Source organism: Bradyrhizobium sp. NBAIM01, assembly GCF_020194115.1.
In the GTDB taxonomy this organism is placed as follows: domain Bacteria; phylum Pseudomonadota; class Alphaproteobacteria; order Rhizobiales; family Xanthobacteraceae; genus Bradyrhizobium; species Bradyrhizobium yuanmingense.
Map to the genome: position 1 here is coordinate 96,434 of NZ_JADYVU010000018.1, position 24,448 is coordinate 120,881.

Sequence of the window (24,448 nt, forward strand, 5' to 3'; positions counted from 1 at the left end):
CCTCTCCCCGTAAGAACGGGGAGAGGAAGGCCTACGACCTGTAGTCCCCGTTGATCGCCACATATTCCTTGGTGAGGTCGCAGGTCATGACGCGGTCGCGGCCTTTGCCAAGGCCGAGCGAGACCAGAATCGCGATCTCCGGCGCCTTCATCGCTTCCGACACCTGCGCTTCGTCATAATCGGGATCGCGCGCGCCGCGCTTGGCGACGCGGATGCCGTTGAACGAGATCGACAGCTTGTCGCGATCGGCCGGCTCGCCGGCCTTGCCGACCGCCATCACCACGCGGCCCCAATTTGCGTCTTCGCCCGCGATCGCGGTCTTCACCAGCGGTGAGTTCGCGATCGACATCGCGATCTTGCGGGCGGAGGCCTTGGTCTTGGCGCCCTCGACGGTGATCTCGACCAGCTTGCGCGCGCCTTCGCCGTCGCGGGCGACCTGCTCGGCGAGATTGGCGAGCACCTGGTTGAACGCCTTGACGAAGGCCTTCAGGCGCGGGTCGCTGGCGCGGCTGATCTTCGGCGCGCCGTGCTCGGCGGCGGCGCCGGTCGCAAACGCCAGCAGCGTGTCGGAGGTCGAGGTGTCGCCGTCGATGGTCACGGCGTTGAACGTGTCCTCGACGCCGCTCTTGAGCAGCGCCTGCAGCGCGGCGGGCGCGATCGGCGCGTCAGTGAAGATGAAGGACAGCATCGTCGCCATGTCGGGCGCGATCATGCCGGCGCCCTTGGCCATGCCGTTGATGGTGACCTTGGCCTTGCCGAGCTTGACTGTCGCGGTCGCCACTTTCGGGAAGGTGTCGGTGGTCATGATCGCCTTGGCCGCGGCGAGGTAATCGCCGGGCTCGGCGGCTTCGGCGAGGCGGCCGAGCACGCCGTCGAACTTGGTGGCATCCAGCGGCTCGCCGATCACCCCGGTCGAGGCCAGGAAGATCTCGCTCTCGCTGCAGCCGACCGCCTTGGCCGCGATCTTCGCCGTCAGCGCGGTGGAGGCGCGGCCGGTCTTGCCGGTGAAGGCGTTGGCATTGCCGGAATTGACCACCAGCGCGCGCGCCTTGCCGCCCTTCAGCTTGGCGCGGCACCATTCCACCGGGGCCGAGGGACACTTCGACCTGGTGAAGACGCCGGCGACGGCAGTGCCCTTGTCCATCACCGCGAGCAGCAGGTCGGTACGGTTCTTGTAGCGGATGCCGGCTTCAGCCGTCGCCAGACGGATGCCCGCGATCACGGGCATATCAGGGACGGTTTTGGGGGCGAGCGGAGAGACGGAGGAGGACATCGCGGGCGCCTTGGTAGGGTCTGGACATGCAGATGGCCGGGGGAGCCCCGGCCATTGCGACGTTAGATATACTTGGCGTCCGCGAAGTGACAGCGAATTCTTACTTCTTCGCCGGCGGCGCCATCTTGCTGTCGGACGGCTTCGCATCCGGCTTGGCGTCCTTCGACGCATCCGCCGCCGGCTGGTCCAGCCGCTCGACCTTGGCTTCGGTACGCAGCTTGGCGACATACTCGGCCTGGGCCTTGCGGGTCACGTACTGCTCGATCTGGGCCTTGACCTGCTCGAAATCGGGCGCCTTGCGGTTGCGCTTTTCCTCGACCTTGATGATGTGCCAGCCGAACTGCGACTTCACGGGGTCGGAGATCTTGCCGGGCTCCAGCGAGAAGGCCACGGCCGAGAATTCCGGCACCATCTGCTCCTTGGTGAAGAAGCCGAGGTCGCCGCCATCGGCGGAGCCGGGGTCCTTGGACTTCTTCTTGGCGAGCTCGGCGAAATCGGCCCCCTTCCCGAGCTCGGCCTTCACCGCCTTGGCCTCGTCCTCGGTTTCGACCAGGATGTGGCGGGCGCGCACCTCCTGCTCGCCGGTGATCTGCTTGGCGGCCTCCTCATAGACCTTCTTCATGGCGTCCGGCGTGGTCGCGGCCTTGCCCTCGCTGGCGAGCAGGCTGTCCATCAGAAGCCGGTTGCGGGCGAATGCCAGGCGCTTCTTGAACTCCTCGCCGTCGGCGATCTTCTTGTCTTCGGCAGCCTTGCTGACGATCTTCATGTCGATCAGGAACGACAGGACGTTCTCGTCCTTGGTCGCCGGGTCCATCTGGGCAAGGCTCGGCCCGAGTTCCTCCTCGGCCATGGTGACGTCGCTCTTCTTGATTTCCGCGCCATTGACCTTCGCCAGCACCGGATCATCGGCGGCCCGGAGCGGGCCCGCAAACGCCAGGGACAGCGCCAGAGCGAGGCTGCCAGCCAGGGCGGACGCGGAGCGGAAGCGCTGGGTTGCCGGGAACGAGGTGGTCATGGAAAATCCTTATGTTGAAGCAGGGGGCTGCTCGAGCGGGGCGGACACTCGCCCAATCAGGGGGGCTTGGCAACGCGAAAAGTCTGTCAAAATGATGAATTAGCCGCACTGCGCCCGCCGTTGACAAGGCCCCGACCGGGCCATATCTCTGCGCGGTCGCGACCATGGCGATGGCGTTTATTTTGCTGCGTTTTTGGCCGTTGAACCCAGACTTGCCCAATTCCCACCCATATGGCGGATGTCCCCCGCAGTCCGGGCTCTGACGCCGCGAAGCGTCACGGTGAGTTGATAGGCGGGCGGGTGACAACTTCTTAGGCCCAACGCGGTTGAATCGCGAACACAGGAACCTGGCATGATCGGCGCGCTCGCCCGCAAGTTTTTCGGCTCCGCCAACGACCGGCGGGTGAAGGGATATCAGTCCCGCGTCAACGCGATCAATGCGCTGGAGCCCGAGGTCTCGAAGCTCTCCGACGAGGCGCTCAAGGCCCGCACCGCGGAATTCAAGCAGCAGCTCGCGAACGGCAAGACGCTGGACGATCTCCTCGTCCCGGCCTTCGCCACCGTGCGCGAGGCCGCCAAGCGCACGCTCGGCCAGCGCCATTTCGACGTCCAGCTGATCGGCGGCATGGTGCTGCACGAGGGCGACATCGCCGAGATGAAGACCGGCGAAGGCAAGACGCTGGTCGCGACGCTTGCGGTGTATCTGAACGCGCTCGCCGGCAAAGGCGTCCACGTCGTCACGGTCAACGACTACCTCGCCCGCCGCGACTCCGGCTGGATGGGCCAGATCTACGGCTTCCTCGGCATGACCACCGGCGTGATCGTGCACGGTCTCGACGATGCCGAGCGCAAGGCGGCCTATGCCTGCGACATCACCTACGGCACCAACAACGAATACGGCTTCGACTATCTCCGCGACAACATGAAGTACCGGCTCGAGGACATGGTCCAGCGGCCGCACTTCTTCGCCATCGTCGACGAGGTCGACTCCATTCTGATCGACGAAGCGCGCACGCCGCTGATCATCTCCGGCCCGCTCGACGACCGCTCCGACTTCTACAACACCATCGACGGCTTCCTGCCGAGGCTCGACAAGACCGACTACGAGGTCGACGAGAAGCAGCGCACGGTGACGCTGACCGAAGGCGGCATGGAGAAGATCGAGACGCTGCTGCGCGATGCCGGCCAGCTCAAGGGCGAGTCGCTCTACGACGTCGAGAACGTCTCCGTCGTGCACCACATCAACCAGGCCCTGCGCGCTCACACGCTGTTCACGCGCGACAAGGACTACATCGTCCGCGACGGCGAAGTCGTCATCATCGACGAGTTCACCGGCCGCATGATGCCGGGCCGCCGCTATTCGGAAGGCCTGCATCAGGCGCTGGAGGCCAAGGAGCACGTCCAGGTCCAGCCCGAGAACCAGACGCTGGCCTCGATCACCTTCCAGAACTACTTCCGCATGTACGAGAAGCTGGCGGGCATGACCGGCACCGCCGCGACCGAAGCGGACGAATTGTTCGACATCTACAAGCTCGAGGTCGTGGAGATCCCGACCAATCTGTCGATCGCGCGCCTCGACGAGGACGACGAGGTCTATCGGACCCAGAAGGAAAAATATCAGGCCATCCTCGCCGAGATCGAGCGCGCCAATGCGCGCCTGCAGCCGGTGCTGGTCGGTACCGCCTCGATCGAGAAGTCGGAGGTGCTCGCCGAATTCCTCAAGAAGAACGGCTACAAGCAGATCGATTTCGGCAAGGAGGGCGCGCTCGACAAGCTCTATGCCGCCGCCCGCGCCGGCAAGCCGGCGAAACTGTTCGCGGTGCTGAACGCGCGCTTCCACGAGCAGGAAGCCTACATCGTCGCCGAAGCCGGCGTGCCGGGCGCGATCACGATCGCCACTAACATGGCCGGCCGCGGCACCGACATCAAGCTCGGCGGCTCGCTGGAGATGCGCATCCAGCAGGAGACTGCTGATATCACCGACGAGGCCGAGAAGGCCAAGAAGATCGAGCAGATCAAGGCCGATATCGAGCACTTCCGCGACATCGTGCTGAAGGCCGAGGAGACCGTCGAGGTCGAGCCGGCCAAGGGAAGCAAGCCTGCCAAGACCGTGAAGAAGCCCGGCGGCCTCTACATCATCGGCTCCGAGCGCCACGAGTCCCGCCGCATCGACAACCAGCTGCGCGGCCGTTCCGGCCGTCAGGGCGATCCCGGCCGCTCGAAGTTCTTCCTGTCGCTGGAAGACGACCTGATGCGCATCTTCGGCTCGGACCGTCTCGACAGCATGCTGCAGCGTCTCGGCCTGCAAGAGGGCGAGGCCATCATCCATCCCTGGATCAACAAGGCGCTGGAGAAGGCGCAGCAGAAGGTCGAGGCGCGCAACTTCGACATCCGCAAGAACCTGCTCAAGTTCGACAACGTCCAGAACGACCAGCGCAAGGTGATCTTCGACCAGCGCGTCGAGCTGATGAAGGACGAGAGCGTCGCCGAGACCGTCGCCGACATGCGCCACGCCTTCATCGACGACCTCGTCGCCAAGCACGTGCCCGAGCATGCCTATGCCGAGCAGTGGGACGTCGCCGGGCTCAAGGACGAATTGAAGCGCGTGCTCGATCTCGACCTGCCGGTCGACGAATGGGCCAAGGAAGAGGGCATCGCCGACGAGGAGCTGCTGACTCGCATCGAGACCAAGGCCGACGAACACATGGCGGCCAAGGTCGCGCAATGGGGTCCCGACGTGATGCGTTACGTCGAGAAGACCATCCTCTTGCAGACGCTCGACCATCTCTGGCGCGAGCACCTGATCATGCTCGACCATCTGCGCCAGGTCATCGGTCTGCGCGGCTACGGCCAGCGCGATCCGTTGCAGGAGTACAAGACCGAAGCCTTCAATCTCTTCCAGGAGATGAGCGCTCACTTGCGCGAGGCCGTCACGGCGCAGCTGATGCGCGTCGAGATCGTCCCGCCGGAGCAGGAGGCCCCCGTCCTGCCGCCGATGGAGGCGCACAAGTTCGATCCGAACACCGGCGAGGACGAGATGGCTCTCGCCAGCGTCACCCTCGGCGCCCAATCCACCGACGCGGCGTTGCGCGACCCGAAGAACCCGACGAGCTGGGGCAAGGTCGGCCGCAACGAGGACTGCCCGTGCGGTAGTGGCAAGAAGTACAAGCACTGCCACGGGCGGTATGCTTGATCGATGACCTCAAAACCCAGCGAACTCGCGGTGTTGTCTTGGCCCACGAGTTCGCCAGGCGTCGAATGCTTTCGATCCATATGATGCCTGCTGGTCTTCCGTTGCATAACGAATGGTAGGCGCACGCCATTGAGGATGGCTGGCGCACAATTGTCAGACGGTCCTTTATCCGTCACGCGCGGCTGAGCACGCTTCAGTCATCTGGCAACCCGCCTCAGCGCCTGTTCCTGTGATCACTCCGGAGTGCTGCTGCTTCTGCAGATGGCCGGCGGCCACTCGCTCGCGCGGCTGCGTCGCTGAAGAACTCTTCACCCGGAGAGCCAATGGTCAAAGCGCGGCATCGAGTCTCGGCGAACGCCCTCGGGTAGACCATCCAATTTTTTACCACTGCTCATTGTGATCTGGATCACCGCTACAGAGCTCAATCCGTGGTTTGATTGAATCACGAGACGTGGCCTGAAAATTGGGAGCCAGACAATGTCCAAACGCGCGCTGCCAACCGCCTTTTGTGTCCTTGCCCTGAGTTTTTACGCCTGCGGTTCCGCCCCTGCGAGCCAAGTGGGCGGATGGTGGGGCGGAACATGGTCGTGCAACATCGACGGCCGCCCGGCCCGGATGAAATGGGCCGCCGTCGATGACAGTCAGACAACCTGCAACGGCAACACTTGCACCAGCACTTCGGGAGCACGCTGGTCAGGCCGCTTCTCAGATAATGGCTCGCGATGGGTGAAGTTGACAAATCCACGCACCGGAACCCAGGGCGGCGTGTACTTCAACCATGCCGACGGCAACAAATGGTATCTAGCCAAGCCGGTCAGCAACAAGGCCGTGGGCTGGACGACATGGAATGGCCAACGCTATCGCCTCTCGTGCTGGCGATGATGCGCGAGTGCTTTCCTCTGGCTATGCATTGAAACGGCAGATGTGTGTGTGCGCTTCGCAAGGCGCCACGCTCCACTTCACGAGGTCTAATTCGAGCTGTCGATCAAGCTCTCCAGCAGCCGCTTGAGCTCGCTCGTCGACTTGTCGCCGTAGCTCTCCAGGATGTGCTCCTCCTGGTCGACCGCGAGCGAGTTGAGCTTCTTGCACAGCACCTTGCCGCGGTCGGAGATGAACATCAGCACCTTGCGGCGGTCGTTCGGGTCCTGCACGCGGTAGACCAGCGTGTCGGAGACCATGCGGTCGATCATCTTCGTGAGCGTCGGATGGTTGAGCAGCACGGCGTCCGCGAGCTCGCCCATCGAATGGCCCTCGCCGTCCGACAGCACTTTCAGGATGCGCCATTGCTCGACCGGCACGCCCTCCTTGCTCAACCTCAGTTCGAGCTGCCGGTTGATTTCCCGGTTGGCTTGCGCGAGCAGGTAAGCGAGGTGTTCGGTGATTGGGGAATTTTGTTTCGGCGGTTTTGCCACGGCTGAGACTTCGCCTTGACCCAAATGAGTGAATGTCTTGCAATCGATGCTGCATCTATATGCACTTCAATTCTTGAATATTCAATATTTTCAAAATAAGATCATTGCCCAACAAAAGGGCGGAAGCCGCGGCCGCCTGCTCAATGTGCTTTCAGGTCTGGCCTCAGACAGGAGTTGGCGTGCGCGCGACGGTGAACTTCCCGGCTCACGGCGGCTCGGCGTTACCGCCGTCCTTGCTGTTCAGGAATCTGTCGTCTTCGGCAGCTGGCGGTGCCTTGTCGCCGCACGGTGACGCCTTGTTCAAGCGCCGCGGCGTCAACAAGCTGCGCGTCGGCGGCTTCATCTGCTGCACCGGCTCGCCTGGCGTGTGGGGCCCGTGTGCCACGAACAGCGCGCAGCTTGCCGTCGCCGAGATCAACAAGCGCGGCGGCATTCTCGGCCGCGAGCTCGAGCTGTCGATCTACGATGCCGGCGGGCCGCTGGATGAGGTTCTGGACCGCGCCGAGCAGGCAATCGCATTCGACGAGGTCGATCTGATCGTCGGATTGCACACCAGCGCGGTTCGCGTGGGCCTCCGCGACGTCACCACACGCCACCGCATTCCCTATATCTACACGCCGGTCTACGAGGGCGGCGAGCGCACGCCCGGCGTGATGGCGATCGGCGAGACGCCGCGCTGGCAGAGCCGCCCCGCCATCCATTGGCTCGCGGACGTCAAGAAGGCCAAACGCTGGTACCTGATCGGCAGCGACTACGTTTGGCCCTGGCAATCGCATCGCGCGGTGAAGAACTACATCAAGGAAACCGGCGGCCGCGTCGTCGGCGAAGAGTTCGTCCCGCTCGGCGAAGACAATCACGGGCCGCATCTGGCGCGGATCCGCGCCGCCAAGCCCGATGTCGTGTTGATCTCGCTGATCGGTACCGACAGCATCACCTTCAACCGGGCCTTCGGCGAATGTGGGCTAGGCGCCACGACGCTGCGGCTCGCGGGCGCGATGGACGATACCGTGCTACTCGGCATCGGCGCCGACAACAGCGAGAACATGTTCTGCGCTTCCGGCTACTTCACCGGCACCGGCGCGCGCGCCAATGACGACTTCCAGAGCCGTTATCACGCGATGTTCGGGCCGAATGCGCCGCCGATCGGCTCGGTGGGGCAATCGAGTTACGAAGGCCTGCGCTTCCTCGAAGCCGTTGCGAACAAGGCTGGTTCGCTGGCGATGCGGCCGCTGCTCGCGGCCGGCCGCAACATCGTCTACAGCGGCGCCCGCGGTCGGGTTACCGTCTGCAACGGGCACGTGCGGATGCCGATGCATCTCGCCGAGGCCGACGGTCTCGATTTCAAGCTGATCAAGCCGCTCTGACCGCCTCGCGGCTAGACCGGCCGGCGCATTTGCAAAATAATACTTGAAAAGGAAAATATTTCCGTTTTGAATGTTTCGGCGAGGCCGCGGGTGCGTGCGTCGCGCCGGGGCGGCCACGCCCAACGTTGCAAAGAACTTCAAGGAGAGCGCCGTGACAGTTGCCCTTCCCACGCCAGCCCAACTTCGCAGTGTCGCCGAGCAATGCGGTCTTTCGCTCACCGATGACGACGTCGCCTCGTTCCGCGGTCTCATGCAGGGCTCGATCGAAGCCTACAATCTCGTTGCCGCGATGCCGGACGAATTGCCCGAAGTGAAATATCCGCGCACGCCGGGCTATCGGCCCTCGGCGGAGGAGAACCCGCGCAATGCCTGGTATCGCAAGTCGACAGTGAAGGGCGCCGCTAGCGGCAAGCTCAAGGGCAAGACCATCGCGCTGAAGGACAACATCATGCTGGCCGGCGTGCCCATGACCAACGGCTCGTCGACCTTGGAAGGCTATGTGCCCGATTTCGACGCCACCATCGTCACGCGCATGCTGGATGCCGGCGCCGAGATCAAGGGCAAGGTGCATTGCGAGCATTTCTGCCTGTCCGGCGGCAGCCACACCGGCTCCTACGGGCCGGTGCATAATCCGCACAAGATGGGCTACTCGGCCGGCGGCTCGTCGTCGGGATCGGGCGTCGTGGTCGCGCTCGGCGAGGTCGACATGGCCATTGGCGGCGACCAGGGCGGCTCGATCCGCATGCCGTCGTCGTTCTGCGGCATCTACGGCATGAAGCCGACCTGGGGCCTCGTCCCCTACACCGGCATCATGCCGATCGAGATCTATGTCGATCACACCGGTCCGATGACGGCAACGGTCGAAGACAATGCGCTGCTGCTCGAGGTGCTCGCCGGGGACGACGGCTACGATCCGCGCATCAAGGCTCCGAAGGTCGAGGAGTACACCAAGGCGCTAGGCCAGGGCGTCAAGGGCATGAAGATCGGCATCGTCAAGGAGGGTTTCGAACAGCCGACCGCCGAGTCTGCGGTGAATGAAAGCGTGCGCGAGGCCGCAAAGCGCTTTAGGGATCTCGGCGCCACGGTCGAGACCGTCTCGATCCCGATGCACCTGATGGGCGGGGCGATCTGGACGCCGATCGGCACGGAAGGCCTGACCCAGACCATGATGTTCGGCGACGGCTACGGCCTCAGCCGCGGCGATCTCTATTCGACCTCGCTGATGGATTTCCATCGCGGCTGGCGTCGGCAGGCCGATTCGCTGTCCGAGACCACGAAGCTGTTCATGATGCTCGGCACCTACATCAACAACAATTTCGGCCCTCGCTTCTACGGCAAGGCCCTCAACATCTCGCGCCGGCTGACCGCGGCCTACGACAAGGCGTTTGGGGATTACGACCTGCTCCTGATGCCGACGACGCCGATGAAGGCGACCAAGCTGCCGGAGCCCAATGCCAGCCGCGAGGAATATGTCGCCCGCGCGCTCGAGATGATCTCCAACACCGCGCCGTTCGACATCACCCACCATCCGGCGATGTCGCTGCCCTGCGGCATGGTCGACGGCCTGCCCGTCGGCCTGATGCTGGTCGGCCGCATGTTCGAGGAATCCACGATCTACCGCGCCGCCCATGCCTTCGAGCAGATCGGCGACTGGAAGAAGATGTGAGGAAACCTTTGCTTCAACTCGGCGGAAACGCAACGCATGGCTAACGCGTTCGTCGCGGCGTTCGAGATCCTGAGCTTCGGCGCGATCATCGTCCTGATCGTGCTGGGGCTCGGGATCATCGCCAGCATGATGGGCATCTTCAACTTCGCGCAGGGCGAGTTCGTCCTGCTCGGCGCCTACATCACCTATCTCGCTTATGCCAAGGGCCTGCCGATCTGGGCGGGCATGGTTGCAGCGCCTTTCGTCGTCGGCGCGCTCGGCTTCGTGCTGGAGGCGCTGATCATCCGGCGATTCTACGCCGCGCCGATCGTTGCCATGCTCGGCACCTATGCGCTCGGACTGATCATCCGCGAAGCCGTTCGCGGGCTGATCGGCGGCTTCTACCTCACCGTGCCGGAGCCGATCGGCGGCTCCATCGATATCGGCGCCATGCACATCTCGGCGTGGCGCTTCACCATCATCGTCATCACGCTGCTGGTGATGGGCCTCTGCTATCTCTTGCTGTCGCGCACCAGCTTCGGCCTGCGCGTGCGGGCGACCCTGGAGAACCCGTCGCTGGCGCGCGCGTCGGGCATTTCTACGCCGCTGATCTACGGCGCCACCTTTGCCTTCGGTGCGGCGCTGGCCGGCCTAGCCGGCGCCCTGATCGTGCCGGTGTTCAGCCTGTTTGCCGATCTCGGCCTGCGCTTCCTGATCCAGGGCTTTGTCGCGGTCATGGTCGGCGGGGTCGGCTCCTTCATCGGCCCGGTCGCGGGCGCCGGCGTCATCGGCACGCTGAGCGCGGCGCTGCCCTGGGTGATGGCACCCGTCGTTGCCGACGTCCTCGTCTTCGTGCTCGCCATCGTCTTCATCAAATTCCGTCCGCAAGGTCTCATCGCTGGAAAAGGGGTTTAATCACATGCTCGATCGTACTCAGCTCACGCGACGTCGTTTCCTGTCCAATTTCGCCTTCGCCTCCGGCGCGGTCGCGACCGGCGTCGGCAGCTGGGTGATCCCGGCGCCCTGGGCCAATGCGGCCGAGGCGCCGATCAAGGTCGGTATCGCCACCGATCTCACCGGCCCGATTGCGTACGCCGGCAACGCCGATGCCAACGTCGCCAAGATGGTCATCAAGGAGATCAACGGAGCCGGCGGCCTGCTCGGCCGTCCGCTCGAGCTCTACATCGAGGATACCGCATCCAACGAATCCGTCGCCGTCGGCAACGTGCGCAAGCTGATCCAGCGCGACAAGGTCGACATGGTCCTCGGCGGCATCACCTCCTCGATGCGCAACGCGATCAAGGACCCGATCGTGGCGCGCGGCAAGACCCTCTACATCTATCCGCAGCTCTACGAGGGCAAGGAGTGCACGCCCTATTTGTTCTGCACCGGCCCGACGCCGGCGCAGCAATGCGACGAGTTCATTCCCTGGCTGATCAAGAACGGCGGCAAGAAGTTCGCGCTGCCCAGCGCCAATTATGTCTGGCCGCACACGCTCAACGTCTACGCCCGCAAGGTGATCGAATCCAATGGCGGCGAGGTCGTGTTCGAGGAATATTACCCGCTCGACCAGGTCGACTTCTCCGCGACCGTCAACCGCATCATCTCCAACAAGGTCGACGTCGTCTTCAACACCGTCATCCCGCCCGGCGTCGGCCCGTTCTTCAAGCAGCTCTATGAAGCAGGCTTCCTCAAGAACGGCGGGCGTCTGGCCTGCGTCTACTACGACGAGAACACGCTCAACATCAACCAGGCCGCCGAGATCGAAGGCCTCGCCAGCTGCCTCGACTATTTCAAGGTGCTGACCAAGGAGAACCCGTTCGACGCCAAGATCCAGGCGGCCTATGAAAAGGATTTCCCGGGCAACTTCCTGTTCGCCGCCGGCAGCGCTGCCACAGGCACCTATCGCGGCCTCAAGCTGTGGGAAGCCGCGGTCAAGGAAGCCGGCAAGATCGACCGCGAGTCCGTGGCCGCCGCGCTCGACCATGCCAAGATCGCCGAAGGTCCGGGCGGACCCGCCGAGATGGTGCCGGGCAAGCGGCATTGCAAGATGAAGATGTACACCGCCGTCGCCAAGAGCGGAAACTACGAGATCGTCGGGCGCAGCAACGGCCTCGTCGATCCCAAGGAATGCTGATTCTTCGCCTCTCCCCTCTTGGGGAGAGGTGGACCCCGCCGTGATTGACACGGCTGCCTCTGACGATGTTGAACTCGGAATGCTGAAGCCGATGAGTGTGGTAAGAGAGGCCATCGTCGCCGACCCGGACGACGAAGTGGACGGTGCGATGGCTGAGGGCGCAGCGGCGAAACGGGCCAATGACGAGGTCAAGGCAAGACGAAAAATCCTGCCTGTCATCGAGGGCCTCGTGCTCCTCGCGGCGCTACTCGCGCCGCTGGTGCTGCAGGACTATCTCACGGTCTTCGCGACGCGCGTGATCATCCTCGCGCTGTTTGCGCTGTCCTTCGACCTGGTCTGGGGCTATGCCGGCATCATGAGCTTCGGCCAGGCGCTGTTCTTCGGCTCGGCCGGTTACGGCGTCGCCCTGCTCGCGCGCGACCTCGACATCACCAACATCTTCCTGGTGTTGCCGGCAGGCACGCTGATCGGCCTCACCTTCGCGCTGCTGCTCGGCGGCTTCCTGCTGCTGGGACGGCATCCCTCCAGCGTGATCTTCGTCTCGCTCGGCACGCTGACCGGCTCCTACGCCGCCGATCGGCTCGCGCGCGGCTGGTACTATCTCGGCGGCCAGAACGGCATCCCCTCGATCGCGCCGATGTCGCTTGGGTCATACGACTTCACGGAAGGCCCAGCGTTCTATTATCTCGTGCTCGGCATCCTCGTCGTGGTCTATCTGCTCTGCCGCTTCCTGGTGCGCTCGCAATTCGGCCTTGCGCTCGCAGGCCTGCGCGAGAACGAGCAGCGCATCGCCTTCTTCGGCTACAAGGCGCAGCATCTCAAAGCCATCATCTTCACCATCGGCGGCGCCGTCGCAGGCCTCGCCGGCAGCCTCTATGCCTTCCACGAAGGCTTCGTCTGGCCCAACATGGTGGGCGTCGTGGTTTCGACCCAGGTCGTGCTCTATGTGCTGTTCGGCGGCTCCGGCACGCTGATCGGTGCCGTCGTCGGCGCTGTCATCGTCGAGGGCGTCAGCTTCTGGCTCTCGGACAATTACCGCGAGATCTGGCCGATCATCCTCGGCCTGCTGCTCCTGCTCGTGATCTTGTTCCGGCCGCTCGGCCTGATCAGTTTTGTGCTCGGCGAGCGCGAACGCGTCGGCAGCTTTGGTGCCAAGCAAAAGGAGAGGCGCAATGCTCCTTGAAGCGGCCGGCATCAAGAAGGTCTTCGGCAAGCTCACCGCGCTCGACGGCGCAGCCCTCACGGTCGGCGAGAATGAGTTTCACGGCCTGATCGGCCCGAACGGCTCGGGCAAGAGCACGCTGATGAAGTGCATCGCCGGCGCCGAAGTGCCGACCCAAGGCAAGGTCTCCTTCGTCAACACCGACATCACCGCGTTCACGCCGACCGAACGTGCGCGCGCCGGCATGAGCCTGAAATTCCAGATCACATCCGTGCTGCCGTCGCTCACGCTCTACGACAACATCCTGCTCGCGCTGCAGGCGCAGTCCTCGCTGTTCGACCTCGTGTTCTCGCGCACGCGCGGTGCGTTGCACGACCAGGTCATGTCCATGCTGACGCAGTTCCGTCTCGCCGACCGCGCCTTCGATGCGGCCGCTGCGCTGTCGCACGGCCAGCAGCAATGGCTGGAGATCGCGATGGCGCTCGCTGGCAAGCCGAAGCTCCTATTGCTCGACGAGCCCACCGGCGGCATGAGCCTGGAAGAGCGCCGCGTCACCGGCGAGCTGCTGCAGCCGATCAAAAAACATTGCTCGCTGGTCATCGTCGAGCACGACCTCGATTTCATTCGCGACATCTGCGATCGCCTCACCGTGCTCGACCAGGGCAAGGTGCTGGCAACAGGCACGGTGTCCGAGATCCAGGCCAACACATCCGTCCAGGAGATCTATCTGCGCCGTGCCTGAATTTTTGGAAATCAAGCATCTCGATGCCGGCTACGGCCGCAGCCAGGTCCTGTTCGACGTCAGCCTCGGCATTCCCTGGCGCGGCGGTGTTGCCGTGCTCGGCCGCAACGGCGCCGGCAAGACCACGCTGATGAAGACCATCGTCGGCGAGCTGCCGGCATGGAAGGGCGAGGTCGCCTTCGACGGCCGTGACATCAGTCGCCGCGCCACCCAGGAGCGCGTCCGCGCCGGCATCGGCTACGTGCCGCAGGAGCATTCGGTGTTCGCGCGCCTGTCGGTGCGCGACAATCTCGCCGTCGGCTCGCTGGCTAAGAAGGATTCCTCCGCCATCGACCGCGTGCTGGCGATCTTCCCAAAGCTCGGCCAGCGCCTCGACCAGCCCGCCGGCACGCTTTCCGGCGGCGAGCGCAAGATGCTCGCGATCGGCCGCGCCATGCTCGGGGATCCAAAACTGCTGCTGCTGGATGAGCCCACCGAGGGCGTCTGGATCGGCGTCATCGAGGAGATCACCGAGCGCCTGATCGAGCTTGCCAAGAGCATCGCCGTCATCATCGTCGAGCAGCACCTCGACCTCGCTTTGCGAGTCGCCGACTACGCCTATGTGCTCGACCGCGGCCGCGTCGCGCTGCAGGGCGACGCCGGCGAGGTGAAAGGCAGTCCGGAGCTGATGCGGTATCTGGCGCCTTAGCGCGCGGCGCCCCTCGCACGGCGAAATATTCGGGTTGTTCAAGAGCTTCGCGGCATTCCATCGATTTTATTTCAGATCGGAACGAATCTGTCGGGCCGCGTTGAATCCCGCATGTGTGCCGTTGCGTTGCGTCAGTCGGGACTATCGCGCCTAGCCGGCGCGCGGAAGATTCCGATTCCATCATACATCGTGCCATGCGATCCCACGCTACGCGAGAACCCGCCGCAAGGCAGCGGCTGGGTGTTCGAGATAAAAGCCGACGGCTATCGCGCGCAACTTCACCTGCAGGCGGGCGCGGCGACGGTCTATTCGCGCGCCGGATACGATTGGACCGAGCAGTTCTCGTCAATTGCAGCCGGCGCGCGAATGCTCAGAGCCGGGAGTGCGATCATTGATGGCGAGGCCGTTGTCTACGGCAGTAATGGCCGGCCGGACTTCCAGCAGCTGCGGCGCGAGCTCGGCGCCAAGCAGAGCCGCCGCATTCGCTATCACGCGTTCGATCTATTGTATCTTGACGGATACGATTTGCGCGGCGTCGGCTTTGTCGAGCGCAAGCAGCTGCTGCAGCGGCTCCTGAAAGAAGCGCCCGAGACTTTCATCTACGTCGAGCACGTCGAAGCCGACGGCGAGCAAATCCTTCGCCATGCTTGCAGGCTTGGCCTCGAAGGGCTGCTCGCCAAGCGCGCGGACGCTCCTTATCGCTCCGGACGGCAGGAAGCCTGGCTCAAGCTGAAATGCAAGAAGAGCGAGACGTTTCCGATCGTCGCATTCGTCGAAAAGCTGGGCGCGTACCCGCGCAAGGTGGCTTCGCTTTACGTCGGGCATCACGAGGATGGGCGCCTGCTTTATGCCGGCAAGGTCCGCACCGGATACACCGAGGCGACCGCGCGTGAATTGCGTGAACGGCTTGACCCACTGATCCGGCGCGATTCTCCGCTCGATCTGCCGGTAAAGAAGCCCAAGGCTACATGGGTTGAGCCCGTGGTGAATGCCGAGGTGGAATATGGCGCCCTGACCGACGATGGCCTGCTGCGTGAAGCCGTATTCAAGGGCCTGCGCGACGATCTTGCGCCGCGGAAGGTCAGGGCGCCCCGGTTGGTGCCTTCATCGGTCAGACGGCCGAAGCTCGGCGTTCCCAAAGAGAATATCCTGCAGCTGCTGCCCGATGCGATCGTGCCGTCCAAGGAAGAGCTCGCGCGTTACTGGAAGCGCGTCTGGAAGAAGGCGCTGCTGCATCTAGGACATCGACCGCTCAAGCTGGTGCGGCACGTGCACGGCACGACGTTCTATCACAAGGGGCCGCTGCCGAAGGACATTCCGCAAGCGGTGCACCAGCTACGCATCCGAAAGCGCGAAGGCGGCGAAGGCACGCGGCTTTGGGTGGACAGCCTTGACGGTTTCCTGGGACTCGTCGAGATCGGCGCAGTCGAATTGCATCCCTGGAATTCGACTGTTGAGGATTTCGAGCACGCCGATCGCATCGTGATCGACCTTGATCCCGGCGAGGGCGTCGAATGGGATGCTGTGATCGAGACCGCCCTGGAACTTCGCGCGCTAATGAGCCGTGAGGGGTTTGCGACTTGGCCCAAGTTGACCGGTGGCCAGGGCATTCATCTGACGGCGCCGCTTGAGGTGGCAATGCTGCACGATCAGGCGCATCGCGTGGCGCGCAGTCTCGTGGCCGATTTCGCATTGCGTCGGCCCGACCGCTACGTCCTCGCGGCCCAGGCCAGGCGCAGCGGCCGCATTTTTCTCGACTATTTGCGCAACGGCCGCGGTACCACCGCGATCGGCACCTTCTCGCCGCGGGCACGCGAGAACTTTCCCATTGCTGCACAGGTGACATGGAAGCGGATCGAAAGCGGCATAGTGCCCGACGCGTTCACGATTCACAGTCCCTACCGTGCGGTGCGGAGGAAAGAGCGATAATTGCGCGCTCGGGCGCTAGCCTACTTCACCGCCGAGAAGCGGCTGTCGAACGAGTTCGACTGCACCACCGGCGCGGCGCCTGATATCATCGGGGTGCTATCGCCCGCGCCGTCGCTCACCGATGGCTTCAGCGCCGGACGCGTCGCGGCAAGGCGGGTATCGGGCTTCGGCGGCTCGGCCGGCTTGGCGGCTGCTACGGCCGGCTTCGGCGTATCCTTCGCCGCCTCCTTGACTGAATCCTTGGACTTGTCATGTCCCGGCACGAAGCGGGTCACGGCGGCCTTGAGTCGCGAGGCGGCCGTGGCCGGCGTCGTGGACGTCTGGGCGGCCGGGGCCACGGACGCGGTGGCTTGCGGCGCAGGCGTCGCGGTCGCGGTGGTGTCGGCGGTGCCGAGCCCCATCTTGCGGCCGAGATTGGAGAAGAAGCCGCCGCTTTCAGATTTCGCAGCGGGCGACGCCGCGGCAACGCGGGTGCTCGCGGCAGGCGCGCTGACGGCGACCACCGGCTCTTCCCGCGGCGCCGGCGCACTTGCCACCGCATCGAGGTTCGGCTTGGGCGGGTTGACGTGGCCGGGGATCGTGCCCGGCGCCTTCGCCATGGCCAGCATCTGCAGCGTGGTGCCTTCGGCACTCTCGGACAGGCCGGTCGAGCCTTCCGGAATTTTGGCGGCGAACACCTTGTGCATGCCGCCGTCAATGCCGGTGTTCATCCGCGCCACCGGCGTGCCCTTGGCGACGAGCCTTGCATATTCCGTCTCGTCCTTGGCCTGCTTCTCGCGGACCGCGCTCGCGATCTCTTCGGGGATCACATAGGCCGGACATCTGGCGGAGGCGTCGAACACCAGATCGCGCTTGGCGTCCGCCGGCTTGGCGGCGTCGAACACGTATCTCTTCTCGCAGAAATCGACCTTCGGCTCCTGCCGCGTCACCTCGAAATGATCATAGCCTTCTTTGATCATCTTCCAGAACGGCATGTTCGGATTGTTCCGGTGCCTGGCCATGTTCACCGGCGTCATCTTGAACGGATAGGCCTGCAGCTGGAACGCCTTCTGGCCGCCGAAGAAGGACTCGCGGCCGAGCGAATAAATCTCCGCGATCTGCTCGTCCGTCATCGCGTAGCAGCCGCGCGACGAACAATCGCCATGCACCATCAGCTGCGAGCCGGTGCGGCCCAGCGCCTTGTCGAACGCGTTCGGGTAGCCGGTGTTGAACGAGAGGTAATAGGACGATTGCGGATTCATCTGGCTCGGATTGATCGAGTAGAATCCCTCCGGCGCCTGGCGGTCGCCTTCGCGCACCTTGGGGCCGAGATCGCCCGACCAGCGGCAGATCGGATAGGTCTTGAGCAGCGCGAACTGGCCCGAGCGGGTCTGCTTCCAGACCTCGAACTCGGCCTCCTGCTTGAACAGGCGGACCAGGATCGGCGATTGCAGGTCCATGTCCTTCTCGGCCATCGCGGCGATCAGCTTCGGCGGCACCGGCTGATTGGCCTTGGCGTTGGTCGCAAGCGAGACCTGATCGGTGTTGCAGCCGGCGAGCAGACCGCCGGCCGTCATCAGCGCAACCGAAACCAAGAGCGCGCGAGCAAGCGAACGAGAAATCAAGATGGACCCCACACCGTGCCGGGCATTGAAGCGCGAACCCCAATTATTCCGAAGCGCAATCCGACCGGTAAACCGACCCGCCGAGACGGGCCCGGTCAGACCCCGCTCCAGCGCTTATGCCCTGAAGCCATTGATTAAAATTCTAACCTCTGGGTCATGTGGTCGCAACCCGAGCGGGGATCACGAGGGCGTTGGCCCAGTGGCATGGTCAACGAAGACTAAATGGACGCGACTTGGGACGGAACTTGGGCTTTCGGGCCGAGGGGACTCAGATCGCCGATTTGGGCAAAAAAAGGGTTAACGCGGGGTTACGAGGACCCCATCGTCATTCCGGGGCGGTGCGAAGCACCGAACCCGGAATCTCGAGATTCCGGGTTCGCCCTGCGGGCGCCCCGGAATGACGTCCTGGAATGCTGAATCACCCCAGTTTCCGGCCGATATCGAGGAATTTCTGCCGCCGCTGCTTGCGGATGGCATCGCCGTCAAAGTTCCGGAGCTCGTCGAAGGCCGTGGCGATGGCCTCGCCGGTGGTGGCGATCATGGCGGCGGGGTCGCGGTGGGCGCCGCCGACCGGCTCCTTCAGGATCTGGTCGATCACGCCGAAGCGGAGCATGTCCTGGGCGGTGATCTTCATGTTGTTGGCGGCTTCCTGCGCCTTGGTGCCGTCGCGCCAGAGGATGGAGGACGCCGCCTCCGGCGAGATCACGCTGTAGATCGCGTGCTCGAGCATCAGGACCTTGTTGGCCGTGGTGATGGCGATGGCGCCGCCCGACATGCCCTCGCCGGTGATGATCGCGACGTTGGGCACGGTCAGCGCCAGGCACGCATCGGTCGAGCGCGCGATGGCTTCCGCCTGGCCGCGCTCCTCGGCGCCGATGCCGGGATAGGCGCCGGCCGAATCGGCGAGCGACAGCACCGGCAGGCCGAACCGCTCGGCCATCTCCATCAGCCGCACGCATTTGCGATACCCTTCCGGCCGCGCCATGCCGAAATTGTGCCGGATGCGGCTCTCGGTGGAATCGCCCTTTTCCTGGCCCATCACGCAGATCGGCTCACCGCGGAAGCGGCCGAAGCCGGCGACCAGCGCCTCGTCCTCGCCGAACTTGCGGTCGCCGGCGAGCGGGGTGAATTCGGTGATCAGGCCCTTGATGAAGTCGTTGAAATGCGGCCGCTGCGGATGCCGCGCCACAAGCGTCTTCTGCCACGGCGTCAGGTTCGCATAGAGGTCGGCCAGCGCCTGCGCCGCCTTGTCCTCGATCCGCCCGACCTCGTCGCTGATGTCGGTGCCGGTGGCGGCGAGCGCGCGCAATTCGTCGACCTTGGAGTCGAGCTCGGCGACGGGCTTTTCGAAGTCGAGATAGCTGCGCATCTGGTCTAGCATCAACTCAATATAGGGGGACGGGGCGCGAGAAGCGAAGCAAGTTGGGGCGGCGGAAAGAAGTGTAGCGTCTTCAATGGTTTGGCTTGTGTGCTGGTGCAGTCGGCCAAATCAGCCGTGAGGCCCCGGCTCTTTCCGCGGAGATGTGGCCGAAGTCAAGGCGGTTTCACCCTTTACCCGTAGCCCGGATGGAGCGCAGCGCAATCCGGGAAGGTCTGGCCGCGAGGAGGCGGCCCCGGATTACGCGTCGCTCCATCCGGGCTACCAGCAGCAACTACTTCTCCGCCAGCGGGTGCAGGTCGCGCACCAAGCTCTTCAGCCGCTCCTCGACCACATGGGTATAGATCTGGGTGGTCGAGATGTCGGTGTGACCGAGCAGGGTCTGCACGATGCGCAGGTCCGCGCCGTTGTGCAGCAGATGGCTGGCAAAGGCGTGGCGCAGCACGTGCGGGGAGACCAGGCGGGCCTGCAAGCCGGACGCAACCGCGAGCTCCTTGAGGTCGCGGGCAAAATGCTGGCGCGTCAGATGTCCGCTCTCGCCGAACGAGGGGAACAGCCATTTCGACGCGGCCACGCTGTTCTTCCTGTCGGCCTTTGCCGCTTCCGTGGCGGCGAGATAGTCCGCCATCGCCTGCCGCGAGGCGTCGTTGAGCGGTACCAGCCGTTCCTTGTTGCCCTTGCCGCGCACCACGATCATGCGGGCGTCGCGCTTGGCCGCCGAGCGCGGCAGCGCCACCAGCTCGGAGACGCGCAGGCCCGTGGCGTAGAGCACCTCGAGCAGGCAATAGAGCCGCAAGGCACGCAGCCGTTTCGACGGCGAGGCATCTTCCGCCTCGCTCAATTCCCTGGCGCGGCGGAGCATGCGGTCGACGTCGGCGATCGACAACACTTTCGGCAGGCCGCGGCCGCGCTTCGGACCTGACAGGATCGCGGCGGGATCGTCACCGCGGATGCGCTCGTTCAGCAGGAAACGGTAGAGGTGCCGCATCGCGGACAGCCGGCGGGCCACACTGGTGGATTTGAAGCCGCGGGTGTCGAGATCGACGAGATAGTCGCGCAGCGTCTGGGTCTCGGCATCCACGAATGTATGGCCGACGCGGCCCAGAAATTCCGAGAAATCGCTGAGGTCGCGGCGGTAGGCATCGAGCGTGTTGGGGCCGGCGCCCTGTTCCGCGGCGAGCATGTCGAGGAACAGGCCGATGAGCCTGGTGTCTGAGGGTTTGGCGGGCATGCCGGGAGGCTAGCTCCTATTTCTTGAGAAACTTGTCCGGCGGGATCGTCACCGTCATTTCCCGCGGCTTCGGGTTGACGAAGTTCGCCAGCGCGAAGACCACGCCATAGACGATGCCGCCGATCACGGCGACGACCGTCAGGAAGCGGAACAGGCTCGGCATCGTTCTGGGGTCTCGGGTCGGGGCGCGGCAGCCAAATTAACCAATGAAATCATCCAACATGTTCGCCGTTTCGTGGCAAGAGTCCTCTGGCGAGGGCCCCCATGGGGTCGTATAGGTGGCCAAAGCCATGCCGCATCTGGCGGCAGTTCGAGCGAGATCCAGTCGAGCGAGACGATGTCCGACGCCGCGTTGCCGCTTCCTGCTTCGCCCGAGGCCGACATCCTGTCGGCGCTCGGGGCGCGCTCGATCGTGCTCGTCGGCATGATGGGGGTGGGCAAATCCACCATCGGCCGCCGCCTCGCGGCCCGGCTCAGGCTGCCCTTCATCGATGCCGACACCGAAATCGAGGTGGCCCATGCCGGCATGACCATCCCGGAGATCTTTGCGGCCCACGGCGAGCCCTATTTCCGCGACGGCGAGGCCCGTGTGATCGCGCGGCTGCTCGAGGGCGGGCCGATCGTGCTGGCGACCGGTGGCGGCGCTTTCATGCGCGAGGAGACGCGCGCACGCATCGCGGCGAAGGCCATCTCGATCTGGCTGAGGGCGGACCATGACGTCATCATGCGCCGCGTGCGGCGCCGTGCCGACCGTCCGCTGCTTCAGACCGCCGATCCCGAAGGAACCGTGACGCGCCTTCTCGCCCAGCGCGAGCCGATCTATGCCAATGCCGACCTCACCATCGCCTCGCGCGACGTGCCGCACGACAGAATCGTCGAGGAATGCATCGAGGCGCTGCACGCCCGTCTCTGCGGCGGAGAGCCAGCCCAACCGCCTGCCGACATTGCGAGTGCGTCAAGATGACTGCGCCGTTGAAACATTCCGATCCCATCAAGGTCGACGTCGCACTCGGTGACCGCGCCTATGAGATCGTCATCGGCCGCGGCGTGCTGGCCTCGCTCGGCGAGCGTGTCGCCGCTCTGCGTCCCGGCGTGCGCACGGCCATCGTGACCGACCGCACCGTCGCGAAATACTGGCTCGAGCCCACTGAGGCGTCGCTCGCAGCCAGCGGTATTCCGACCTCGCGCATCGTCGTCGAGGAAGGCGAGATCTCGAAAACCTATGCCGGGCTCGAAAAGGTCAGCGAGGCCCTGATCGCAGCGAAGATCGAGCGCAACGATCTCGTCATCGCGCTCGGCGGCGGCGTGGTCGGCGATCTCGCCGGCTTTGCCGCGGCGATCCTGCGCCGCGGCGTCGATTTCGTGCAGGTGCCGACCTCGCTTCTCGCGCAGGTCGATTCCAGCGTCGGCGGCAAGACCGGCATCAACTCGCCGCAGGGCAAGAATCTGCTCGGGGCCTTCCACCAGCCGGTGCTCGTCATCGCCGACACCGCCGTGCTCGACACGCTGTCGCCGCGCCAGTTCCGGGCCGGCTATGCCGAGGTCGCCAAATACGGCGTGCTGGGCGACGAGGCCTTCTTCAGCTGGCTGGAGAAGAACCATGCCGACATCTCGAGGGGCGGATCGGCCCGCGAGCATGCGATCGCGACCTCCTGCCGGGCCAAGGCCGCAATCGTCGCGCGCGACGAGCGCGAGACCGGCGAGCGCGCGCTGCTCAATCTCGGCCACACCTTCGGCCACGCGCTGGAGGCTGTGACCGGCTTCTCCGACCGCCTGTTCCACGGCGAGGGCGTCGCCATCGGCATGACGCTGGCGGCGCAGTTCTCCGCGAAGCTCGGCATGATCGGCGAGGCCGATGCGGCACGCGTCGAGCGCCATCTGATCGAGGCGGGCCTGCCGACGCGCCTGCAGGACATCGCCGGCTTTGCGCAGGAAGGGCTTGCCGATGCCGACGCGCTGATGGCGTTGATGGCGCAGGACAAGAAGGTCACGCGCGGCAAGCTCACCTTCATCTTGCTGGAGGCGGTGGGCCGCGCGGTGATCGCAAAGGACGTCGAGCCGGCGCCGGTGCGCGACTTCCTGAAAGAGAAGCTCGCGCAGTGATGACGGGACCGTTCAGATCGGCCGCCCGCGAAACGGCGGGGACTGCCGGGGCGGTCGCGAGGCAAACATGAGTTCGATCTCGATCAATCTGCTGCTTGCGGCCCTCCTGCTCGCCGCCAACGCGTTTTACGTGGCGGCGGAATTTGCGCTGGTGAAGAGCCGCGGCTTCCGCGTCAAGGCCATGGTCGAGCAGAACCGCTTCGGCGCGCGCCTGCTGCAGACGATGATGGGGAACATCGAATCCTATCTCGCCTGCTGCCAGCTCGGCATCACCATGGCCTCGCTCGGTCTCGGCTGGATCGGTGAGCCGACGGTGTCTGCGCTGCTGAGCCCCGTCCTCAGCCCGCTCGGAATGTCGGAGGCCACGCTGCACTTCACCTCGTTCGTGGCGGGTTTTCTGGTCTTCTCTTCGCTGCACATCGTCATCGGCGAGCAGGTGCCGAAGACGCTTGCGATCAGGGAGCCGATGCCAGTGTCGCAGTGGATTGCCTATCCGCTGCATTTTTCCTACCTCCTGTTCTACCCGCTGAGCTGGTGCCTCAACACGGCGTCGAGCGCGATCCTCCGTCTGATGGGGGTGCAGGAGTTCTCGCAACACGAAATCCTGACGGATTCGGAGATCGAGGGCCTGGTCGAGGAATCGGCCGTGCACGGCAAGATCGAGAGCGGCGAGGCCGAGTACATTCACAACGTCTTCCGTCTCGGCGAGCTGACGGTGTCTGACGTGATGGTCCACCGCACGGCCATGGTGATGATCAACGCCGACCTGCCGCCGGAGGAGCTGGTGCGGGAGGTGCTGGCCACCGAATACACCCGCATTCCGCTGTGGCGGGACAAGTCGGAGAACATCATCGGCATTCTGCACGCCAAGGATCTGTTGCGCGCGATCCGCGCATCGGAGGGCGACACGTCGCGCATCGACGTCACCACCATCATGCTGCCGCCCTGGTTCGTGCCGGAGATGCGGCCGATATCCCAGCAGCTCAAGGCGTTCCGCCGCCGCAAGACCCATTTCGCACTCGTCGTCGACGAGTATGGTGAGGTCGAAGGCCTCGTGACGCTGGAAGACATTCTGGAGGAGATCGTCGGCGACATCTCCGACGAGCATGACGTGGTGGTCGCCGGCGTGCGCCGTCAGCCGGACGGCTCCGTCGTGGTCGACGGGTCGGTGCCGATCCGCGACCTCAACCGCGCCATGGACTGGCATCTGCCCGATGAAGAGGCAACCACGGTCGCCGGTCTCGTCATTCACGAGGCGCGCTCGATCCCCGACCGCGGCCAGAGCTTCACCTTCCACGGTTTCCGCTTCCGCGTCCTCCGCCGCGAGCGCAACCGCATCACCGCGCTCCGTATTTCACCGGTGACGCGCGAGGCCGAGCTCGAAGAGGCAAAGCCGAGACGGGCCGGGACGTCGTTCTAATTTTTCCCTTACCCTCCCCTGGAGGGGTCCGGGACGAGCGTAGCTCGCCCATGGGTCGCTACGCATGAAGAGCAGCGCAATGCGTAGCGGGGGGGTGACGGTCTTCCCACATCCAACAGTACCTGTCTCTTATACCAATCTTACGCAGCCGA

General features: G+C 64.5%; 21 protein-coding genes. 14 read left to right on the forward strand and 7 right to left on the reverse strand.

Annotation, left to right across the window (positions count from 1 at the left end):
- Positions 1–31: 31 nt before the first annotated feature.
- Positions 32–1,273, reverse strand: a complete 1,242-nt coding sequence (argJ, locus tag I6F31_RS32925) for a bifunctional glutamate N-acetyltransferase/amino-acid acetyltransferase ArgJ (protein WP_225148476.1) — start codon at positions 1,271–1,273, stop codon at positions 32–34.
- Between the two features lie 100 nt (positions 1,274–1,373).
- Positions 1,374–2,288 (reverse strand): peptidylprolyl isomerase, encoded by a 915-nt coding sequence (locus tag I6F31_RS32930; protein WP_225148475.1) that lies wholly within the window; start codon positions 2,286–2,288, stop codon positions 1,374–1,376.
- A gap of 352 nt (positions 2,289–2,640) precedes the next feature.
- On the opposite strand from I6F31_RS32930, the gene secA reads away from it, so the two are divergent.
- Together secA and I6F31_RS32940 are read left to right on the forward strand one after the other, a co-directional pair.
- The gene (secA, locus tag I6F31_RS32935) at positions 2,641–5,481 is read left to right on the forward strand and encodes a preprotein translocase subunit SecA (protein ID WP_109141738.1); all 2,841 of its coding nucleotides are present in this window, start codon (positions 2,641–2,643) and stop codon (positions 5,479–5,481) included.
- 477 nt (positions 5,482–5,958) lie between these two features.
- Complete coding sequence (locus I6F31_RS32940) at positions 5,959–6,363, forward strand: DUF6006 family protein (RefSeq protein WP_074448072.1); 405 nt, start codon at positions 5,959–5,961, stop codon at positions 6,361–6,363.
- Positions 6,364–6,449: 86 nt separating this feature from the next.
- Here the strand turns inward: I6F31_RS32940 and I6F31_RS32945 are convergent, their stop codons facing one another.
- Positions 6,450–6,893, reverse strand: a complete 444-nt coding sequence (locus I6F31_RS32945) for a MarR family transcriptional regulator (RefSeq protein ID WP_025032676.1) — start codon at positions 6,891–6,893, stop codon at positions 6,450–6,452.
- A gap of 37 nt (positions 6,894–6,930) precedes the next feature.
- On the opposite strand from I6F31_RS32945, the gene I6F31_RS32950 reads away from it, so the two are divergent.
- From I6F31_RS32950 to ligD, 9 genes are all read left to right on the forward strand, one after another.
- Positions 6,931–7,185 carry a hypothetical protein gene (locus I6F31_RS32950; RefSeq protein ID WP_162131185.1) on the forward strand — a complete coding sequence of 85 codons (255 nt, stop codon included), beginning with the start codon at positions 6,931–6,933 and terminating at the stop codon, positions 7,183–7,185.
- Positions 7,073–8,257 carry a substrate-binding domain-containing protein gene (locus tag I6F31_RS32955; protein ID WP_036026234.1) on the forward strand — a complete coding sequence of 395 codons (1,185 nt, stop codon included), beginning with the start codon at positions 7,073–7,075 and terminating at the stop codon, positions 8,255–8,257. The genes I6F31_RS32950 and I6F31_RS32955 overlap by 113 nt, the downstream gene beginning before the upstream one ends.
- 151 nt (positions 8,258–8,408) lie before the next feature.
- Positions 8,409–9,923: an amidase gene (locus I6F31_RS32960; protein WP_036014727.1), complete on the forward strand. Its 1,515-nt coding sequence runs from the start codon at positions 8,409–8,411 to the stop codon at positions 9,921–9,923.
- Between the two features lie 36 nt (positions 9,924–9,959).
- Complete coding sequence (locus I6F31_RS32965; protein WP_025032673.1) at positions 9,960–10,817, forward strand: branched-chain amino acid ABC transporter permease; 858 nt, start codon at positions 9,960–9,962, stop codon at positions 10,815–10,817.
- Between the two features lie 4 nt (positions 10,818–10,821).
- Complete coding sequence (locus I6F31_RS32970) at positions 10,822–12,039, forward strand: substrate-binding protein (protein ID WP_225145187.1); 1,218 nt, start codon at positions 10,822–10,824, stop codon at positions 12,037–12,039.
- 79 nt (positions 12,040–12,118) lie between these two features.
- Positions 12,119–13,222, forward strand: a complete 1,104-nt coding sequence (locus I6F31_RS32975) for a branched-chain amino acid ABC transporter permease (RefSeq protein ID WP_225186800.1) — start codon at positions 12,119–12,121, stop codon at positions 13,220–13,222.
- Entirely contained in the window at positions 13,212–13,943 is a 732-nt protein-coding gene (locus I6F31_RS32980; RefSeq protein WP_036014683.1) for an ABC transporter ATP-binding protein, read from the forward strand. The genes I6F31_RS32975 and I6F31_RS32980 overlap by 11 nt, the downstream gene beginning before the upstream one ends.
- The gene (locus tag I6F31_RS32985; RefSeq protein ID WP_225186801.1) at positions 13,936–14,631 is read left to right on the forward strand and encodes an ABC transporter ATP-binding protein; all 696 of its coding nucleotides are present in this window, start codon (positions 13,936–13,938) and stop codon (positions 14,629–14,631) included. Before I6F31_RS32980 ends, I6F31_RS32985 begins: the two co-directional genes overlap by 8 nt.
- Before the next feature lie 111 nt (positions 14,632–14,742).
- Complete coding sequence (ligD, locus tag I6F31_RS32990) at positions 14,743–16,560, forward strand: DNA ligase D (protein ID WP_225186802.1); 1,818 nt, start codon at positions 14,743–14,745, stop codon at positions 16,558–16,560.
- Between the two features lie 20 nt (positions 16,561–16,580).
- On the opposite strand, the gene I6F31_RS32995 is transcribed toward ligD, so the two are convergent.
- The 4 genes from I6F31_RS32995 to I6F31_RS33010 all read right to left on the reverse strand — a co-directional run bounded on the left by I6F31_RS32995 (position 16,581) and on the right by I6F31_RS33010 (position 20,936).
- A complete protein-coding gene (locus I6F31_RS32995) occupies positions 16,581–18,116 on the reverse strand; it encodes a murein L,D-transpeptidase family protein (protein WP_225186803.1) in 1,536 nt (511 codons plus the stop codon).
- Positions 18,117–18,582: 466 nt separating this feature from the next.
- Complete coding sequence (locus I6F31_RS33000) at positions 18,583–19,545, reverse strand: acetyl-CoA carboxylase carboxyltransferase subunit alpha (RefSeq protein WP_225186804.1); 963 nt, start codon at positions 19,543–19,545, stop codon at positions 18,583–18,585.
- Between the two features lie 271 nt (positions 19,546–19,816).
- Positions 19,817–20,773, reverse strand: a complete 957-nt coding sequence (gene xerD / locus I6F31_RS33005; protein ID WP_225113633.1) for a site-specific tyrosine recombinase XerD — start codon at positions 20,771–20,773, stop codon at positions 19,817–19,819.
- Positions 20,774–20,789: 16 nt separating this feature from the next.
- Entirely contained in the window at positions 20,790–20,936 is a 147-nt protein-coding gene (locus I6F31_RS33010) for a hypothetical protein (protein ID WP_036026218.1), read from the reverse strand.
- 174 nt (positions 20,937–21,110) lie between these two features.
- Between I6F31_RS33010 and I6F31_RS33015 the strand changes: the two genes are divergently transcribed.
- From I6F31_RS33015 to I6F31_RS33025, 3 genes are all read left to right on the forward strand, one after another.
- Entirely contained in the window at positions 21,111–21,737 is a 627-nt protein-coding gene (locus I6F31_RS33015; RefSeq protein ID WP_036042618.1) for a shikimate kinase, read from the forward strand.
- Positions 21,734–22,876 carry a 3-dehydroquinate synthase gene (gene aroB / locus I6F31_RS33020; protein ID WP_225186805.1) on the forward strand — a complete coding sequence of 381 codons (1,143 nt, stop codon included), beginning with the start codon at positions 21,734–21,736 and terminating at the stop codon, positions 22,874–22,876. The genes I6F31_RS33015 and aroB overlap by 4 nt, the downstream gene beginning before the upstream one ends.
- A 67-nt stretch (positions 22,877–22,943) precedes the next feature.
- Positions 22,944–24,296 (forward strand): hemolysin family protein, encoded by a 1,353-nt coding sequence (locus I6F31_RS33025; protein WP_036014704.1) that lies wholly within the window; start codon positions 22,944–22,946, stop codon positions 24,294–24,296.
- The last annotated feature ends 152 nt before the right edge of the window (positions 24,297–24,448 follow it).

Bases quoted from the DNA above. Each gene is read 5' to 3' on its own strand.
- I6F31_RS32940 (WP_074448072.1), top strand. From the start codon at position 5,959: ATGTCCAAACGCGCGCTGCCAACCGCCTTTTGTGTCCTTGCCCTGAGT.
- I6F31_RS32995 (WP_225186803.1), bottom strand. From the start codon at position 18,116: ATGACGGCCGGCGGTCTGCTCGCCGGCTGCAACACCGATCAGGTCTCG.
- I6F31_RS32930 (WP_225148475.1), bottom strand. From the start codon at position 2,288: ATGACCACCTCGTTCCCGGCAACCCAGCGCTTCCGCTCCGCGTCCGCC.
- I6F31_RS32975 (WP_225186800.1), top strand. From the start codon at position 12,119: ATGCTGAAGCCGATGAGTGTGGTAAGAGAGGCCATCGTCGCCGACCCG.
- I6F31_RS32965 (WP_025032673.1), top strand. From the start codon at position 9,960: ATGGCTAACGCGTTCGTCGCGGCGTTCGAGATCCTGAGCTTCGGCGCG.
- I6F31_RS32970 (WP_225145187.1), top strand. From the start codon at position 10,822: ATGCTCGATCGTACTCAGCTCACGCGACGTCGTTTCCTGTCCAATTTC.
- aroB (WP_225186805.1), top strand. From the start codon at position 21,734: ATGACTGCGCCGTTGAAACATTCCGATCCCATCAAGGTCGACGTCGCA.
- I6F31_RS33000 (WP_225186804.1), bottom strand. From the start codon at position 19,545: ATGCTAGACCAGATGCGCAGCTATCTCGACTTCGAAAAGCCCGTCGCC.
- I6F31_RS32980 (WP_036014683.1), top strand. From the start codon at position 13,212: ATGCTCCTTGAAGCGGCCGGCATCAAGAAGGTCTTCGGCAAGCTCACC.
- I6F31_RS33010 (WP_036026218.1), bottom strand. From the start codon at position 20,936: ATGCCGAGCCTGTTCCGCTTCCTGACGGTCGTCGCCGTGATCGGCGGC.
- xerD (WP_225113633.1), bottom strand. From the start codon at position 20,773: ATGCCCGCCAAACCCTCAGACACCAGGCTCATCGGCCTGTTCCTCGAC.
- secA (WP_109141738.1), top strand. From the start codon at position 2,641: ATGATCGGCGCGCTCGCCCGCAAGTTTTTCGGCTCCGCCAACGACCGG.
- ligD (WP_225186802.1), top strand. From the start codon at position 14,743: ATGTGTGCCGTTGCGTTGCGTCAGTCGGGACTATCGCGCCTAGCCGGC.
- argJ (WP_225148476.1), bottom strand. From the start codon at position 1,273: ATGTCCTCCTCCGTCTCTCCGCTCGCCCCCAAAACCGTCCCTGATATG.
- I6F31_RS33025 (WP_036014704.1), top strand. From the start codon at position 22,944: ATGAGTTCGATCTCGATCAATCTGCTGCTTGCGGCCCTCCTGCTCGCC.
- I6F31_RS33015 (WP_036042618.1), top strand. From the start codon at position 21,111: ATGTCCGACGCCGCGTTGCCGCTTCCTGCTTCGCCCGAGGCCGACATC.